Source organism: Microcoleus sp. N3A4 (genome assembly GCF_036701805.1).
Lineage (GTDB): Bacteria > Cyanobacteriota > Cyanobacteriia > Cyanobacteriales > Microcoleaceae > Microcoleus.
Genome location: NZ_JAUBRJ010000003.1, coordinates 1 through 13,483 on the forward strand (window position 1 = coordinate 1; position 13,483 = coordinate 13,483).

The following is a 13,483-nucleotide window of genomic DNA, read 5'->3' on the forward strand; positions in this document are numbered from 1 at the left end:
TTTGACAACTACAAAAATAGATGTTTGCTTACGCAAGCATTTAATTGTTAGTTTAGCATACCAACTAATGAAGAACCACTATTTTTATCGATTTTATCATGATCTTGCCTCTGTCTCACATTTATTTGAAATGACTATAAGTTGGGCTGGGGAGATTAAAATAAAGAATAAATTAACTAATTATTTGCAAAAGTTAGAAGCAATCGCATAAGTTACTCAACAATTACCAAGCTAACATTATTTCTATTATTCAAAAATATGTAAATGATGGATGGATATTATCATTTAATTTTTCAGTACAATACTCCGGACAGTTTTTAAAGAGGGAGGCGATCGCAATACAGCAGAGAAGTGAAAAAAGTGAGTGCAATCTGAACCAAAAATAAACAGAAAAAAAGGCACTCTTTTCGGTTAAGCTATAAAAACACACAAGCTCAACAGATTGCCTTATGAAGATTATTGAATCCATCTTACAACAAATGCCGGGGATTAGTCAACCCCAAAAGAAGTTTTTAATCACTTTATTTTCAACTATTTTGCTGGTAAGAAGGCAAGGTCAACTTCACGAATCTCAGTCGTTATAGCTGTTTGAGTGAAAAAACCTACCGTCGTCACTTTCTCAAAAGCTTTAACTTTCCACAATTTAATCAATATTTTCTCAAAGAAGCTTTAAACCCTGACCACACAATTATTGCTGTTATTGATTGTTCTTTTTTAAGCAAAAGCGGCAAACAAACTGATGGCAAGGCTTATTTTTATAATGGTGTAGCTGGTAAATCGGAACAGGGGTTGGAAATTTCTGTAATTTCTATTGTCGAAATTGAGACTCGTTTATCTTATAGCTTAAGCGTACAACAAACTCCGTCACGCCCTCAAATAAAGCCCGTGAAAAAAATGCCCAAAAACCCGAAGAATAACAGCTCAAAAAAATCTCGCAAAAACCCGGACTCTCAAAGCTCAAAGCCTGACATCACAAGAGTTGATGACTATGCACAACATTTGAAGAATACTCGTTGTTTTTTCCCCACTTCTGTACGTTATTTGGTGGCTGATGGCTATTACTATCGCTCTAAATTCTGGGATGCTGTGCGGGACTTAAATTTAGACTTTATTGGCAAGTTAAGAAGTGATGCTAACCTACGCTATCTCTATACAGGTGAACAAAAGAAGCTGGGAGCTCCACGTAAATATGATCGCACAAGTTGACTGCCATGATTTGAGTCGTCTTAATTTTGTTAAAGACCTAAAACCCGGAGTTTCATTATATACATTGATTGTGTGGAGTTGTTGTTTAAATTGCCCAATTTGTTTGGTTTGTATCTCTGAGGTTCAAGCCAACGGCAAAATCAAAAATGCTTTATTGTTTAGCACTGATATTCACCTACCACCTGAGCAAATTCTTGAATATTATCAGGCTCGTTTCCAGATTGAATTTATTTTTCGTGATGCTAAGCAATTTACGGGATTGTCTGATTGTCAAGCTCGTCATTTACCACGGCTTGATTTTCATTTTAATGCCAGTCTTATTGCCTTAAACTTAGCTAAACATGAACTCTCTAGTTGTCATTCATCTGCCAAGTCGTTTGTGTTTTCAATGGCCTCTTATAAACGTCTGGAATAAAATCGCGCATCTACTTTCTACCTTTATTGATAAGTTAGATTTAGACCCGGATTTGATTTTAAATCACCCTAACCTTCCTTCAGTCTTGTCTTATGGTACTTTAGCTGCTTAAAAACTGTCCGGAGTATTGTCAGTAGATTCCAGATAAAATTATGTTGGTTTTATTCAAGGAAATCTAGAAGTTATTTAAATAACTGGTCCCGAAGGCTCAGTACGATAGCTTAAGTGTTCTAGATGGTACTCAACTGTGTCACGCATATCACGAACTGTAAATTCCATTTCAGAGACCGCTTCGCATTTGCGTAAGTCCACTGTTCCGCTATCCTTTGTCTTTTCTAAAAGATTGGGAAATTCTTTCTTGAGGCTACTTGCTATATTGACAGCCATTTTACCGTATTCAGCCTTATCAATGATGTAGACAATGCTGATCGAGAGTTCATACGGTTCTTCGCGAGGAAGTTCATCTTTGGGATCATAAGACAGACGGAAAGACAATATTCCAGCAGAATTTTTCTTACCTTTATCGTCAATGTGTTTAAAAACGGCTCTAAGCCGATCAACAAGGCTATTCGGTAGAGCATGGCGACGATATCTAGCAGCCAGCCAACTCTGAAGAATCTGCCCAGAATCAGTATTGAGTTTATAAGTCTCATCAGGCTGGAGAGTGTCAAGCCTATCTTTATTTATCAACCTTTTTGAGGCGATTAGTTCAATCCAAACAATTTGTCCATCATGTTTGTAATCTATATGTAAAATGCGCGGATTTTTCCCGTAAGTGAAGTTCCCATTGTGCTGCTCTAAGATGCGAGCAAAAATGAATTCCACAGCAGGTTCAACATCCAGATTGTCATTGGCGATATCGCAATCGTGGGATATTGCTATAGCCAGATCAGCATCAGGTACATCGGTCAAGCCTACCGCCTGAAAGTCTTTCTGAGCAAGTACGCTACCCTGTCGCCATTTGGTGTTTCGAGACCAAGGCATTCTTGTACTAACTCCTCTCATAGACAGCCACAGACGACTCGCTCAACACATCGTGGAGCGATCTCAGGTTTTTGCCAGAGCCTTTAGGTTCACGGCGAGTCTGTGCTTCTTTATCGGCTATTGCCTTGAGAGTGGCTAAATCTGCTACAGGATCTTCATCTGTCTTGAGTATATCGAGCAAAGAACGTCCATTTAAAATCGGACGATGCACAAGCTTATCTAAACGAATGATGTTTGCTCTATTAAATTGGTCGGCGACGCGGGACAATTTCTGAATACGCATTACTGCTTCTCCCTTTGGCTCTTGTCCTGCCAGCCAGGCATAGACAGTAGGACGAGTGACCCCAAGAACAGAAGCTAGATCAGACATATTTATAGCAAATACATCACGGATATTCGCAACATGTTCAGCAGGCGATAGCGTAGCACTGCTGCCTACGGCAGATTGCGTATCAGCCTGCTTTGCCCTAGAAGGTTCGACATGTATACGTGGATAGTGAAGTCGGTTTAGTAACTCAGCGGTACTATGTGCAGTCATGATACCACCAGTACCTGCTGTCCAAATAAATAGCTCAACTCTTAATGCACCTATCTCATTAGGAGTATAGGTTTTCATAGGATGAAAAGAAGCCTGGGAATAGGGTGTAGGTATTGGGCGTTGCTTAATCAGGGTAGGAAAATAATAATTTGAAAATCCCAAAGTTTTGTGGATACTGGTTTCTATGACTTGCATATTTAGCCTTTCATACCCTAAATCAGCAACGCCGGTTTTCATAGGATGAAAAGAAGCCTGGGAATAGGGTGTAGGTATTGTATTCATATTCTTAAGCCCATTTTTCTCTAGCGTAGTCAGTCACCGAAACTTTGAAAGCATTGGTGATGATGTCATGCGCCTTCAAAAGTTGATCTTTAATTTCTTTGAGATCGAAACTGTTTCGGTTAAAAACAAAATAGTCAGTATCTAACACAGCATTCCGACTATTAATCCCTGTGAATCGGGGTTGTAGTGAGAGCTGTAACGAAATCAAGTCAGGTGACAAAGCTAATGCCCCATCCGTAATAACCGCTCTAGCAACTAAATTGCCGTCATCAACAACTGTGACTGTCTCAGTAAAGCTATGGCTTAGACGACCCTCTAGATTTGCAGAAAAACCAAGCAGAGATGGATTCAAGTATTGTTGCAGTGTGTCATTATCCATCGGTACAACAGCATTAAGATAACGAAGTCCAATTCGTTCAACGTAAGCCAGCTCAACAATTTCGTGAACCAGCTTTAAGCCAGAGATGGTCTTCTGCAAGAAATCTGTGAAGGTGTGGTATGTAGTAGTGTGGAAAACCAAGGCATTCGAGAGCAATAGGTATCCTTCAGTACGCTCAGTATTCATGAAGCTCCAGCGCATATGCTGCTGAGGCTGAACATCAGGTTGTGATTCATCTAGTCGGCGAATTGTGAGTTCTAATTGATTTTCGGCTTGGAAGTCGGGGAACCCACTTCGGCGCAGGCGCTCCTGCAAACGGGCAACATAATCCGAGATTTGGGCAATTGGGTTAAATTGCACCTGAGCCAGTGTGTAGAACACGGGCGCAAGACTCATTTTTGGCGCTGGTGTTTTCATAATATCAAAAGGATGTCCATAGGATGTCCACAACTCTATTTTACATATCACTTTACACTTTTACGAAGATTTTTCCTGCGTACCGAACGTTTTTTAGAATCTGCACCATTTGTAAAAGGAATCTCTACAACCTAAAATTCACTGGCTTGGATAGTTAAGCCGTAGGGTGTGTCGCCATCGAGAATCCTTCATCAACAGCGACAATCTCATGGCGACGCACCTGTTCTTTTCCAGAGATGAGGAAACAAACCCAAAATTTTGGTAAGGTGCGTCGCTACTCTAAAAGTCGATTTTTATTGACAGATTTTTGCAAGGCGACGCACCCTACGGCTACAGCTTTGAGATTAAGATGGAAGCCTGTCCTCGATCGCAATATAAGGAGCACCGTGAGTCCCCGTATATATTTGAGTCGGGCGGTAAATGCGGTTTGCCTCTAGCTGTTCCTTCCAGTGGGCCAACCAGCCGGCAACGCGGGCGATCGCAAAAACAGGTGTAAATAAGTCGATCGGAATTCCCATTTTTCGGTAAACCAGACCAGAATAGAAATCTACATTTGCATAAATTCCTTTGTGACCCAAGTTCTCCTCAACCACTTCTTCCAACTTGACAGCAATGTCGTAATAATCATCGTGGCCGAAGTTCTCAAACAACTCTTCCGCTAACCTCTGAAGAATAGTTGCTCTCGGATCTTTCACCTTGTAAACTCGGTGGCCGAAACCCATGATTTTGTCCTTGTTGGCAACGCTCTTCTCGACAAAAGCCCGCACGTTTTCTACCGAACCAATTTGCTCCAACATATCAATCACTTCTTCATTAGCTCCCCCGTGCAGCGGCCCCGCCAAAGTGCCAACTGCTGAAGCAATCACCCCGTAAGGGTCTGTCAGCGTCGAAGCTGTTACCATTGCCGAAAATGTAGAGGCATTAATTGTATGTTCGGCGTGGAGAGTCAGACAAGTGTCAAAAATGCTAGCTAACAGCGGATCGGGTTCTTGCTCGTTGAGCATATACAGAAAGTTAGCCGAGTAGTTCAAGTCATCCCTCGGCCGCACCGGGTCATTGCCCCGCCGCATTTGCTGGAACGCCGCCACCATTGTCGGAATTTTGGCGAGCAGCCGCACGACAGCTTCTCGAATGTATCCCTGGTTGGGGAGAGCTCGGCGGGAGTAGAACAAGCCCAGGGCGGCCGCTGAAGCTTGCAGGGCGTCCATTGGATGTCCTCTTTCAGGAAAGCATTTCATCATGTCGCGGATGCGATATTTGATCCGCCGATGATATCGAATTTCATGCTCGAAGGCTTCTAGTTCTTCCTTTGTCGGAAGTACCCCCCAGATTAATAAATATGAAGTTTCGAGAAAGGAACTTTTCAGTGCCAGTTCCTCGATGCTAATCCCGCGATATTCCAGCAACCCTTTTTGTCCATCGACGTAGCTAATGCTGGACAAGGTGGCGGGAACACCTTCTAAACCTGGTTTGAATTCGCCGACGACCATTGCGATACCGTTTTGTGTGAGTTCAATACTACTAAAAGTACATTACCAGAAACCAAGATAGTGTCACAGTCTTGACAAATAATCATTTAATTGGGGTTGACAAACCGGGTTTTTCAACAGAGATCCCGATCGCACCGCTGCGTATTTTCGCCCCTCAAACCCGGTTTCGCCGTCCGAGAATGCGGGTTTAAGAGGGCTGGCGCGTCCTGTTAATGTCGGGGCGGTTCGCTGTTTCTACGACAGCAAAAACTTGGGCCCAGTCAGCCAAAACATTTGGCTGCGGCCCACTGGGGAGCCTGTTTCGGGGAGGATTAAGCCGATCGTACCTGCTTTTTTGAGGATCAGGGCGTCTTGGGTTGTACCCCAAAGCAAAGTTTCTGCCCAGCGGCCTAAGTCTGGTTGGTGGCCAACTACAGCCAAGCTGCGGCTTCCTCTAGCGGGCCACTGTTGGTACCACTCCAACCAGTTTTGGATGTCTCCTGATGGGGCTAGGGCTGGAGATTCTTCTATTTGGGAACTCAGACCTACTGTTTGCAGGATTTGGGCGGTTTGCGCGGCGCGCAATAGGGGACTGGTGAGAATTAGATCGAACTGAATTTCGAGTTCGTACAGCCGCTGGGCAACTTTCCGGGTTTTGCTCGCGCCCTCTTTAGTCAGCGGGCGTTCTGAGTCTGTATCATATTCTTCGGGTGCGGCCGCGATACCGTGGCGGATCAGATATAAGTGCACTGTCGCTGTCCTTTTGATAGATGTGCGATGGCTGCGCCCCGGCTTACGCCTGCGAACTTATGGGTGAAGTTTGGCGCGATCGACATCTTTTGCCTATTCTACAACTGCATTGAAATCTGCCGCCGTCATCTGGTTGGCGCTAGAGGCGTAGCGATCGCGCCCTTGTCGTTTCGCATCGTACAATGCTCGATCGGCGAGGGCTATCAGTTCATCCGGCGATGTGCCGCTGCCGGGAACCATGCTAGCAATTCCCATGCTAGCGGTCACGATCGCGCTCACATCAGATTGTTCGTGAGGGATTGCCAAATCTCGGATTGCCTGTCGCATCGACTCAGCAACTGCGATCGCCCCAGCAGCATCCGTATTCGGCAGGATAGCAGCAAATTCTTCGCCCCCATAGCGCACAAACAAATCGGCGGAACGTTTAACCGCTGCTGCTGCGGCTTTCGCGACTTTCACCAAACAAGTATCCCCAGCTTGATGTCCGTAGCAATCGTTATATCGCTTGAAATAATCTACATCCAACATAATCAACGAAAGCTGTTGTTTTGCCTGCATCAATCGGTGCCATTCCGACTGCAATCGCTCATCAAAGCAGCGACGGTTTGCTACTTGTGTTAACCCATCTGTCGCGGCCATTAATCTGTCTCCCTGAGCCTGATTTCTGAGTATCTCCTCTGCCTGCTTGCGTTCTGTAATATCAGCAAAAGTCGTCACTACTGCATACGGGTGACACTCATTCATCTGGAACAGCGGTTGCGAATTAATCGAAATCCAAGTCAGTGTTCGATCGGCCTTGTGAATGCCCATCAGCACATTTGATAGCGGTTTTCCCGTCTGTAGGGTGAGCGTTGCCGGATGCTGTTCGCCGGGGAAGGGAGAGCCATCTTCCCGAACAGTTCGCCAGTCTAAATCTACGGATGTACGCCCCATCATTTGTTGGGAGGTCAGCCCGATAATCCTTTCGGCACTGGCATTACAGGCAATAATTTCTCCGTCTGCTAGCTGAAGTACGACGCCTTCTGTCATGGTCGCAATCACAGAACGATACCGTTCCTCACTTTCCCGTAATTGACTCAGGAGAATGTTTTTGGCATCAAACTCTGAAGCCAGATGCACGCTACCAGCCAAAAACCCAGCCATCAGTTGTAAAGTCTGGATGTCTGACTCTGTAAAGGCAGAGGGTGTCGCTGAAACAACTTTTAAGACACCAACCCGTTCTTGTTGATAAAACAACGGAACAACCACCATTGACCGGAGACCAATGCGCTGACAGGCAGCCCGATCCACCCGTGCATCGGTTTCTGAATCGTCGCAAAGCATGATTTGGCCGGTCGCAATACATTTTCCCGATAAACTGGCCGCTATTTTGACCCGCAATCCAACATAGGGGCTGGCGATACCGCTGGCCGCCCGATACACCAATTCATCCCCTTCAACCATTTCAATCACCGATCCGTCGGCGCGGGTCAAATCTTGAGTCCTGTCTGCAATCACCGCCATGACTGCATCAAGATTGGGATTGCGGATGGCGATTTCCTGTTGGGTAGCAATCACCATACCCAGATGCTGGAACTCTTGCTGTAATGATGCTTCTGCTTGCTTGCGATCGCTGATATCCTTCATAAAGCAGTGATGCCCGATGAACTGCTGTCGATCGTCGTGAATCGAGATCATCACCAATTGTTTGTAGAAGCTAGAGCCGTCTCTGCGAATGCCTCTGGCTTCAACCTCTACTTTGCCGTCTTGCTGCATTTGTTGATAAGCCGCAATTAACTTTTCTAAATCATCGGGATGTACAGTTTTTTCCCAGAACATTCCGATCATTTCTTCGGGTTGATATCCAACTGCATTGGCATAGGATTGATTGACAAATATATATCGTCCTTGAGTATCCAGTTGAGAGATACCAGAAACTGCATTTTCTAAGGCAATCATCAATTCTCTTCGGTCAAACTCCGCCTGTTTGCGCTCACTAATATCGGTGTGAGAGCCAGACATCCGAATCACATTGTCGGCTTCATCCCAAAGGGCTTGACCGCGATCGAGAATCCACTTATAGCTGCCGTCTTTGCACAGAACCCGATGCTCTGAGATGTAAAACGGTGTTTTCTTGGCAAAATGGTCGAGAATTAGTTGCGTTACCAAATCGAGGTCATCGGGGTGCAAGCGTTTTGACCATTCATCCAGATGGTTAGAAATTTCGCGTGCTTCAAATCCCAACATCTCTTTCCATCGAGTGGAAAAAAAGACTTCGTTGCTTTTCAAATTCCAGTCCCAGATGCCGTCGTTATTGCCTCGCAGTGCTAGTTGCCAGCGTTCTTCGCTCTCGCGCTGTGCTTCAGTTGTTTCGATCGGCTTGCGAGCAGATAGACGCAGTTCCATCTCATCCATGACGATCGCGGCTAGATCGCGTAAGGTGGCTTTTTCTTCTGGGGAAAGGTGACGGGGATGCTTATCAATTATGCAAAGGGTTCCCAAGTTATACCCATCATGGGTTTTTAGTGGTGCTGCTGCATAGAATTTCAAACCAAATGCACCGGAAATTAGGGGATTTGCTATAGTCTGCGGATGTTCAAGAGCATTGCTAATTTCGTACACATCATCTTGCAAAATAGCTGAGGCACAGAGTCCGGGTTCGCGATCTATTTGCTCGACATCCAACCCGTAACGAGATTTGAACCAAATTCGATCGCGATCCACGAAGGCGACAAGGGCGATGGGCACTCGAAAAAAACGCGCCGCAATTGCCGTGATGCGATCGAAAGCTGCATCAGGTGGAGTATCCAAAATCTGGTAGCGCCGTAAACTTTCTAATCGCTCAGATTCATGGACTGAATGGTTGATTGTACAGTAATGTTGTTCGCTCTCTGGCAGAGTCATTTCTACTGGCTGATTCTCTGTGATATCCGTTTCTGTTTGTTGAATTTCAAGGGTTCCGGGCTCTAGGTTTACTTCCGATTGGTGAAGTTGTTGATGCCGTTCCTCTTCCTGGGCGATCGCGCTGGCGAGTTGGATGGCCATTTGTTGCAATAATTGCACTTCGGGGGATTGCGATTTCTGCGGGCTTCTACAGTCATGGGCAATCAGCAATCCCCACAAATTCTTCTGGCACAAAATTGGCACGACTAAATTTGCCTGAACCTGGAAGCGATCGAGAAATTCCACATAACAAGCTGGAATATGACCAGCGTGAATATCAGAAATGGCACTGATTTGTCCCTGGTTGTAACGCTCTATCCAGGTTGCTTCCAAGCAAGGGTCATAAATCTGTTTTCCCTGGATTGGCAGCCACTCGGCACCAACCGATTCAGCCAATACTACGCCATCTCCACAGGGCACGAAGCGATAAATAATCACGTGCTCTGTTTGCAGCAGCACCTTGGTTTCTGCAACCGCAAATTGCAAAAACATCTCCAAATTCGTGAAATCGTTGATTTGAAGTGCAATTTGGGAAAAATTTTCGATAATTTTCTCTGACGAGCAAGAGAAAGCCTGTTGTGTAGACATCTCCATGTTCCTTTCCTTTTCTCAACCTCTTTTTTACCAGTTTAACCTGCTTGGCATCGGTACAATAATTTATTATTTGTAGCCGCTGATATGCCGGTAGCATCGGAATTAATGTTACCCACAGTCAGGACACGGCACTGCCGTGTCCCTACAATTAATCTGGCGCGCAAGACACGGCACTGCCGTGTCCTCTATACCATTCCGGTGTAACCGGAATAGATATGAATAGGAACATGACTTTGTGGCTTTTAGGTAGGGTATTTTTGCTGTATTTAAGACTTTAATACAGTCTTGAGCCGTTAGCTGAGGTGTTCTGACTCGGTAAGGAAGACTACCTAAACAAACAAAATACCTCGATCCCCGACTTGTTTAAGCCTGCTGGGAGCTAACCTCACTTCATTAAAAACGATATAAGTCCTGTCAAGTATTAATTTTTTTTGTGAAGAATTAGTCTATCTAATTATGATAAACCGGATTGTCTGTCGGACTAATTAATTTCAGCAACTTTTGCTTGATCTGAGCATCAAATACTTCCCATTTCAGCCTTGCATAATCGCTGTGATCGTTTTCACCGGAAAGAAATCCCACCGGAATTTCAAAACCTCCAGCTTGACTTCTACCACCGCCAAAAAAGCGTCCTTGAGCGTCCTGACCGAAGGCTTCTTTAATAAATTCGTCGGGGTCGAGAGTCAGTTTAGTAGTTCGCAGCGAGCCAATTACTACTTCAATTTCTTCGTCTTTGTCGTGAACAATTCCGTAAACAACGGCTGTATGTACGTTCTCTTCTGTTACTAAAAAGTCCGCCGCTTGGGGAATAGAATCACGATCGTCATAGCGGAGGTAGCCGATGCCGGCGATCGAAAAATTGTTCTGGACGGTGCGGTGTTTGAGCGATCGCTCGATCGCGTCCATCACCCACTTAGAACGAGAGGACTGCAACACTGCATTCAGCAACTGCGGGTCGTAAAATCGGCTCAAATAAGCCGCAGCTAAAAAGTCTTCCTCCTGAGCTTGTCGGAGGGCGTTCGTATCCGATCGCAAACCGTGCATCAAAGCTGTAGCGCACTTGATGTGCAGGCTGACGCTGCCGTCGAGAGCTAGGAGTCCAGCCTGTAAATACTCCGTAAAAATTGTGGCTGTAGCGCGGATTTGAGGGCGCAAATCGGTGAATTCTGCGTTCATTTCCCCCTGCAAATTGTGGTGGTCGATGACGGCGGCGATCGGAACTCCAGCCGCTAAAATAAACTCAGTTAATTGACAAGTCGTGCCTTGATTGTCGATGAAAGCGCAGCCCTGATACACCGACAAATCCTTAGTTTTTGTCGTTTCCAGCGTCCAGCGCTGCAACGGCAACCCTGTCAATTTAACTAAGGCAATATTTTCTTGGTGGCTGAGGGCGCCGGCGTAGATCATCTCGCATTGGATATCGTACTGTTCGGCGATTAATTTGTAAGTCCAAGCGCTTGAAAGTGCGTCGGGGTCGGGGAAATCTTGCAGCAAGATTAACTGGCGAGTGCCTTTGTGCCGATCGAACATTTGGCGCAATTGCTCGACTTTGCGATCGTGCAATTCCTCGCGGAGACGGGCGCGATTCTCTTCGGAAGCAACTTCGGCTTTGCTGCGCCGTTTCCCAGGCGCACTCAATCCGGGTACAACCTCGCTGCTGACCTCAAGTTCACCTTCGCGGTTGCCGGATGTTTCATCGGAATTGTTAGGGGGATGGTCTTTCATCGTTGAAAATTAACAATTTAACTATTTCAGGATTTGCGCGGCATTCGATCTTAAATCCGGTTTCTTTGTAGATGCCTTGTTGTCAAAGCCAATACTTCTTACGAGAAACCGGATTTAAGAGTGTAAATTCTATCTTTAAGTTTTTAACTCATGCAGAGAGTGTGCGTTGCCAGGAACGAAGCAATCTCAGAAATCAGAACTTCTGCAAAAAACCCCCGCGCTTTCGCTGACAGGGGTTTTAAAGGCCAATTACATATTTTTGCCATTCTTTGTGCAGACCGCTCTTAACGTGTTTAGTCACTTCAAAATAAAGACCGCTGTGAGGCTTCCTCGGCGGATAGCGCAGCAGCATTCCCGCTTCTTTCGGCGTGCGACTGCCTTTATTGACATTGCAGCGCATACAAGCCGTAGCGAGGTTTTCCCAACTGTCGCCTCCTCCGCGCGATCGGGGAATCACATGATCGAGGGTTAAATCGTCCCCCGTATAACTACAGTATTGACAAGAGTGAGCGTCCCGGTGCAAGATGTTCCGGCGGGTCAGCGGAATATCCTTATAGGGAACTCGGACGTAATGCCGCAGTCGGATCACAGTTGGTAGCGGGAAGTTTGGCGCAATAAATTTCCCGTTGTGTTCTACCTGTTCTGCTTTTCCTTTCAGCAACAAAACTACCGCCCTTCGCCAATTGGTGATGTTAAGGGGTTCGTAGGAGGCGTTCAGCACCAGAACATTGCCCATTGTTGATTATTAAAGAGAATATTTTTACCGATAGTAACACAGGTTCCGCTTTAGGTGGGGCGGGCTCAGGAAGAGCAAGGATCGCGCAAAAAACGGTGAAAAACCGCACCTTTACCCTATTCCTGCGCGCTTGCGCCCCCTGCGGCTGCACCTATTTTCTCCCGTCCGTCTTTGTCAGCGAGCTTTTTTCCCCGAGTCTCAGCCTAGATGAGGCCACTATGTGCGATCGCAAAAATTTGCAGAATTAATTTTATTTTTTTCCCTAAATGCCTAATCTTCCCGGCAACAAGCAGTCTAACTTTTTAGACTATTAGTAACCTTAAATGAACAAGCTTATTACTGCTCATGAAATTTCGGCTCTTAAAGTCAGCTTTTAGCGCGTCAATTATTGCCCTTGCTGCTCAGATTTTAGCAAACAGTCCAGCCTTTGCCCAAACGCCTTCATTCTTCTGCGGTGCTGCGGGCGGCCGCCCAGCTACAATTGCTGTCCAACAAGGCAAAAATATTCCCGTTATTCTGTGGCTAGCTGATAACTATTTCAATGAATCGGGAGAGGACGCGATTACTCGGTGCACCCGAGTCTCGGGAATTCTCAACAACTCGCAACCGCAAGGTAACTGGGAGAATATTATCACATCAGGTGCATCTCCCAGCGGTCAACTAATTATTTGTGCAGCTAATTCTCAAGACGGTTCCTGTAGATTATTATATCAAGTACCCAAAGGGCAAAATCCCGAACAAGCCCGACAAGAACTCTTAAGAAAAGTCAAAAATCCTAATGTAAGTGTTTCGCCTGTTAAAGTAAATTGATAGTCATGAGTCATATCAATTCCGGTTCACTAAAACATGATTGTTGACTGTTGACTGTTGACTGTTGACTGTTGACTAAAAATATGCTTTCGGGCCAACTGACTATTTGGACATTTGAACAATACCGATGCAACCGGAAACTACAGCATATTCCATGTATATGCGGTACACACAATCTTGTCGCAAGTAAGGTGCGTCGCCACCGGTCAATCTGCAAATTCCATTGAACCTGCTCCGCAGCGACGCACCCTACATA

General features: G+C 45.5%; 13 protein-coding genes. 5 read left to right on the forward strand and 8 right to left on the reverse strand.

Features of this window, described 5'->3' with window-relative positions; translation table 11 throughout:
* The 4 genes from QUA56_RS02355 to QUA56_RS02370 all read left to right on the forward strand — a co-directional run.
* Positions 1–211: hypothetical protein (locus QUA56_RS02355; protein WP_333352671.1), on the forward strand; the 211-nt coding region annotated here is incomplete at its 5' end.
* A gap of 238 nt (positions 212–449) precedes the next feature.
* Positions 450–584, forward strand: coding sequence for a hypothetical protein (locus QUA56_RS02360; protein ID WP_333352674.1), 135 nt, complete (start codon positions 450–452; stop codon positions 582–584).
* 4 nt (positions 585–588) lie between these two features.
* Positions 589–1,206, forward strand: coding sequence for a transposase (locus tag QUA56_RS02365; RefSeq protein ID WP_333352677.1), 618 nt, complete (start codon positions 589–591; stop codon positions 1,204–1,206).
* Positions 1,190–1,621 carry a transposase gene (locus QUA56_RS02370; RefSeq protein ID WP_333352680.1) on the forward strand — a complete coding sequence of 144 codons (432 nt, stop codon included), beginning with the start codon at positions 1,190–1,192 and terminating at the stop codon, positions 1,619–1,621. Before QUA56_RS02365 ends, QUA56_RS02370 begins: the two co-directional genes overlap by 17 nt.
* Positions 1,622–1,807: 186 nt before the next feature.
* Here QUA56_RS02370 and QUA56_RS02375 read toward each other — a convergent pair whose 3' ends face one another.
* From QUA56_RS02375 to QUA56_RS02410, 8 genes are all read right to left on the reverse strand, one after another.
* Positions 1,808–2,605 (reverse strand): hypothetical protein, encoded by a 798-nt coding sequence (locus QUA56_RS02375; RefSeq protein WP_333352683.1) that lies wholly within the window; start codon positions 2,603–2,605, stop codon positions 1,808–1,810.
* Between the two features lie 7 nt (positions 2,606–2,612).
* Positions 2,613–3,425: a hypothetical protein gene (locus tag QUA56_RS02380; protein ID WP_333352685.1), complete on the reverse strand. Its 813-nt coding sequence runs from the start codon at positions 3,423–3,425 to the stop codon at positions 2,613–2,615.
* Between the two features lie 4 nt (positions 3,426–3,429).
* A complete protein-coding gene (locus QUA56_RS02385; protein ID WP_333352688.1) occupies positions 3,430–4,221 on the reverse strand; it encodes a TIGR04255 family protein in 792 nt (263 codons plus the stop codon).
* Positions 4,222–4,565: 344 nt separating this feature from the next.
* On the reverse strand, positions 4,566–5,711 hold the full coding sequence (locus QUA56_RS02390) for a citrate synthase (RefSeq protein WP_333352691.1): 1,146 nt from the start codon (positions 5,709–5,711) through the stop codon (positions 4,566–4,568).
* 234 nt (positions 5,712–5,945) lie between these two features.
* Positions 5,946–6,440 (reverse strand): phosphohistidine phosphatase SixA, encoded by a 495-nt coding sequence (sixA, locus tag QUA56_RS02395; protein WP_333352694.1) that lies wholly within the window; start codon positions 6,438–6,440, stop codon positions 5,946–5,948.
* Positions 6,441–6,533: 93 nt separating this feature from the next.
* Positions 6,534–9,950: a diguanylate cyclase domain-containing protein gene (locus tag QUA56_RS02400; RefSeq protein WP_333352696.1), complete on the reverse strand. Its 3,417-nt coding sequence runs from the start codon at positions 9,948–9,950 to the stop codon at positions 6,534–6,536.
* A 456-nt stretch (positions 9,951–10,406) separates the two neighbouring features.
* Positions 10,407–11,681 carry a bifunctional oligoribonuclease/PAP phosphatase NrnA gene (locus QUA56_RS02405; protein ID WP_333352699.1) on the reverse strand — a complete coding sequence of 425 codons (1,275 nt, stop codon included), beginning with the start codon at positions 11,679–11,681 and terminating at the stop codon, positions 10,407–10,409.
* 238 nt (positions 11,682–11,919) lie between these two features.
* Positions 11,920–12,417, reverse strand: a complete 498-nt coding sequence (locus tag QUA56_RS02410; protein ID WP_333352702.1) for an HNH endonuclease — start codon at positions 12,415–12,417, stop codon at positions 11,920–11,922.
* 345 nt (positions 12,418–12,762) lie between these two features.
* Here QUA56_RS02410 and QUA56_RS02415 point away from each other — a divergent pair, with 345 nt between their 5' ends.
* Positions 12,763–13,227, forward strand: a complete 465-nt coding sequence (locus QUA56_RS02415) for a COP23 domain-containing protein (protein WP_333352704.1) — start codon at positions 12,763–12,765, stop codon at positions 13,225–13,227.
* Positions 13,228–13,483: the final 256 nt, after the last annotated feature.

Bases quoted from the DNA above. Each gene is read 5' to 3' on its own strand.
- QUA56_RS02375 (WP_333352683.1), bottom strand. From the start codon at position 2,605: ATGCCTTGGTCTCGAAACACCAAATGGCGACAGGGTAGCGTACTTGCT.
- QUA56_RS02400 (WP_333352696.1), bottom strand. From the start codon at position 9,950: ATGTCTACACAACAGGCTTTCTCTTGCTCGTCAGAGAAAATTATCGAA.
- QUA56_RS02360 (WP_333352674.1), top strand. From the start codon at position 450: ATGAAGATTATTGAATCCATCTTACAACAAATGCCGGGGATTAGTCAA.
- QUA56_RS02410 (WP_333352702.1), bottom strand. From the start codon at position 12,417: ATGGGCAATGTTCTGGTGCTGAACGCCTCCTACGAACCCCTTAACATC.
- QUA56_RS02380 (WP_333352685.1), bottom strand. From the start codon at position 3,425: ATGAATACAATACCTACACCCTATTCCCAGGCTTCTTTTCATCCTATG.
- QUA56_RS02390 (WP_333352691.1), bottom strand. From the start codon at position 5,711: ATGGTCGTCGGCGAATTCAAACCAGGTTTAGAAGGTGTTCCCGCCACC.
- QUA56_RS02405 (WP_333352699.1), bottom strand. From the start codon at position 11,681: ATGAAAGACCATCCCCCTAACAATTCCGATGAAACATCCGGCAACCGC.
- QUA56_RS02370 (WP_333352680.1), top strand. From the start codon at position 1,190: ATGATCGCACAAGTTGACTGCCATGATTTGAGTCGTCTTAATTTTGTT.
- QUA56_RS02385 (WP_333352688.1), bottom strand. From the start codon at position 4,221: ATGAAAACACCAGCGCCAAAAATGAGTCTTGCGCCCGTGTTCTACACA.
- QUA56_RS02415 (WP_333352704.1), top strand. From the start codon at position 12,763: ATGAAATTTCGGCTCTTAAAGTCAGCTTTTAGCGCGTCAATTATTGCC.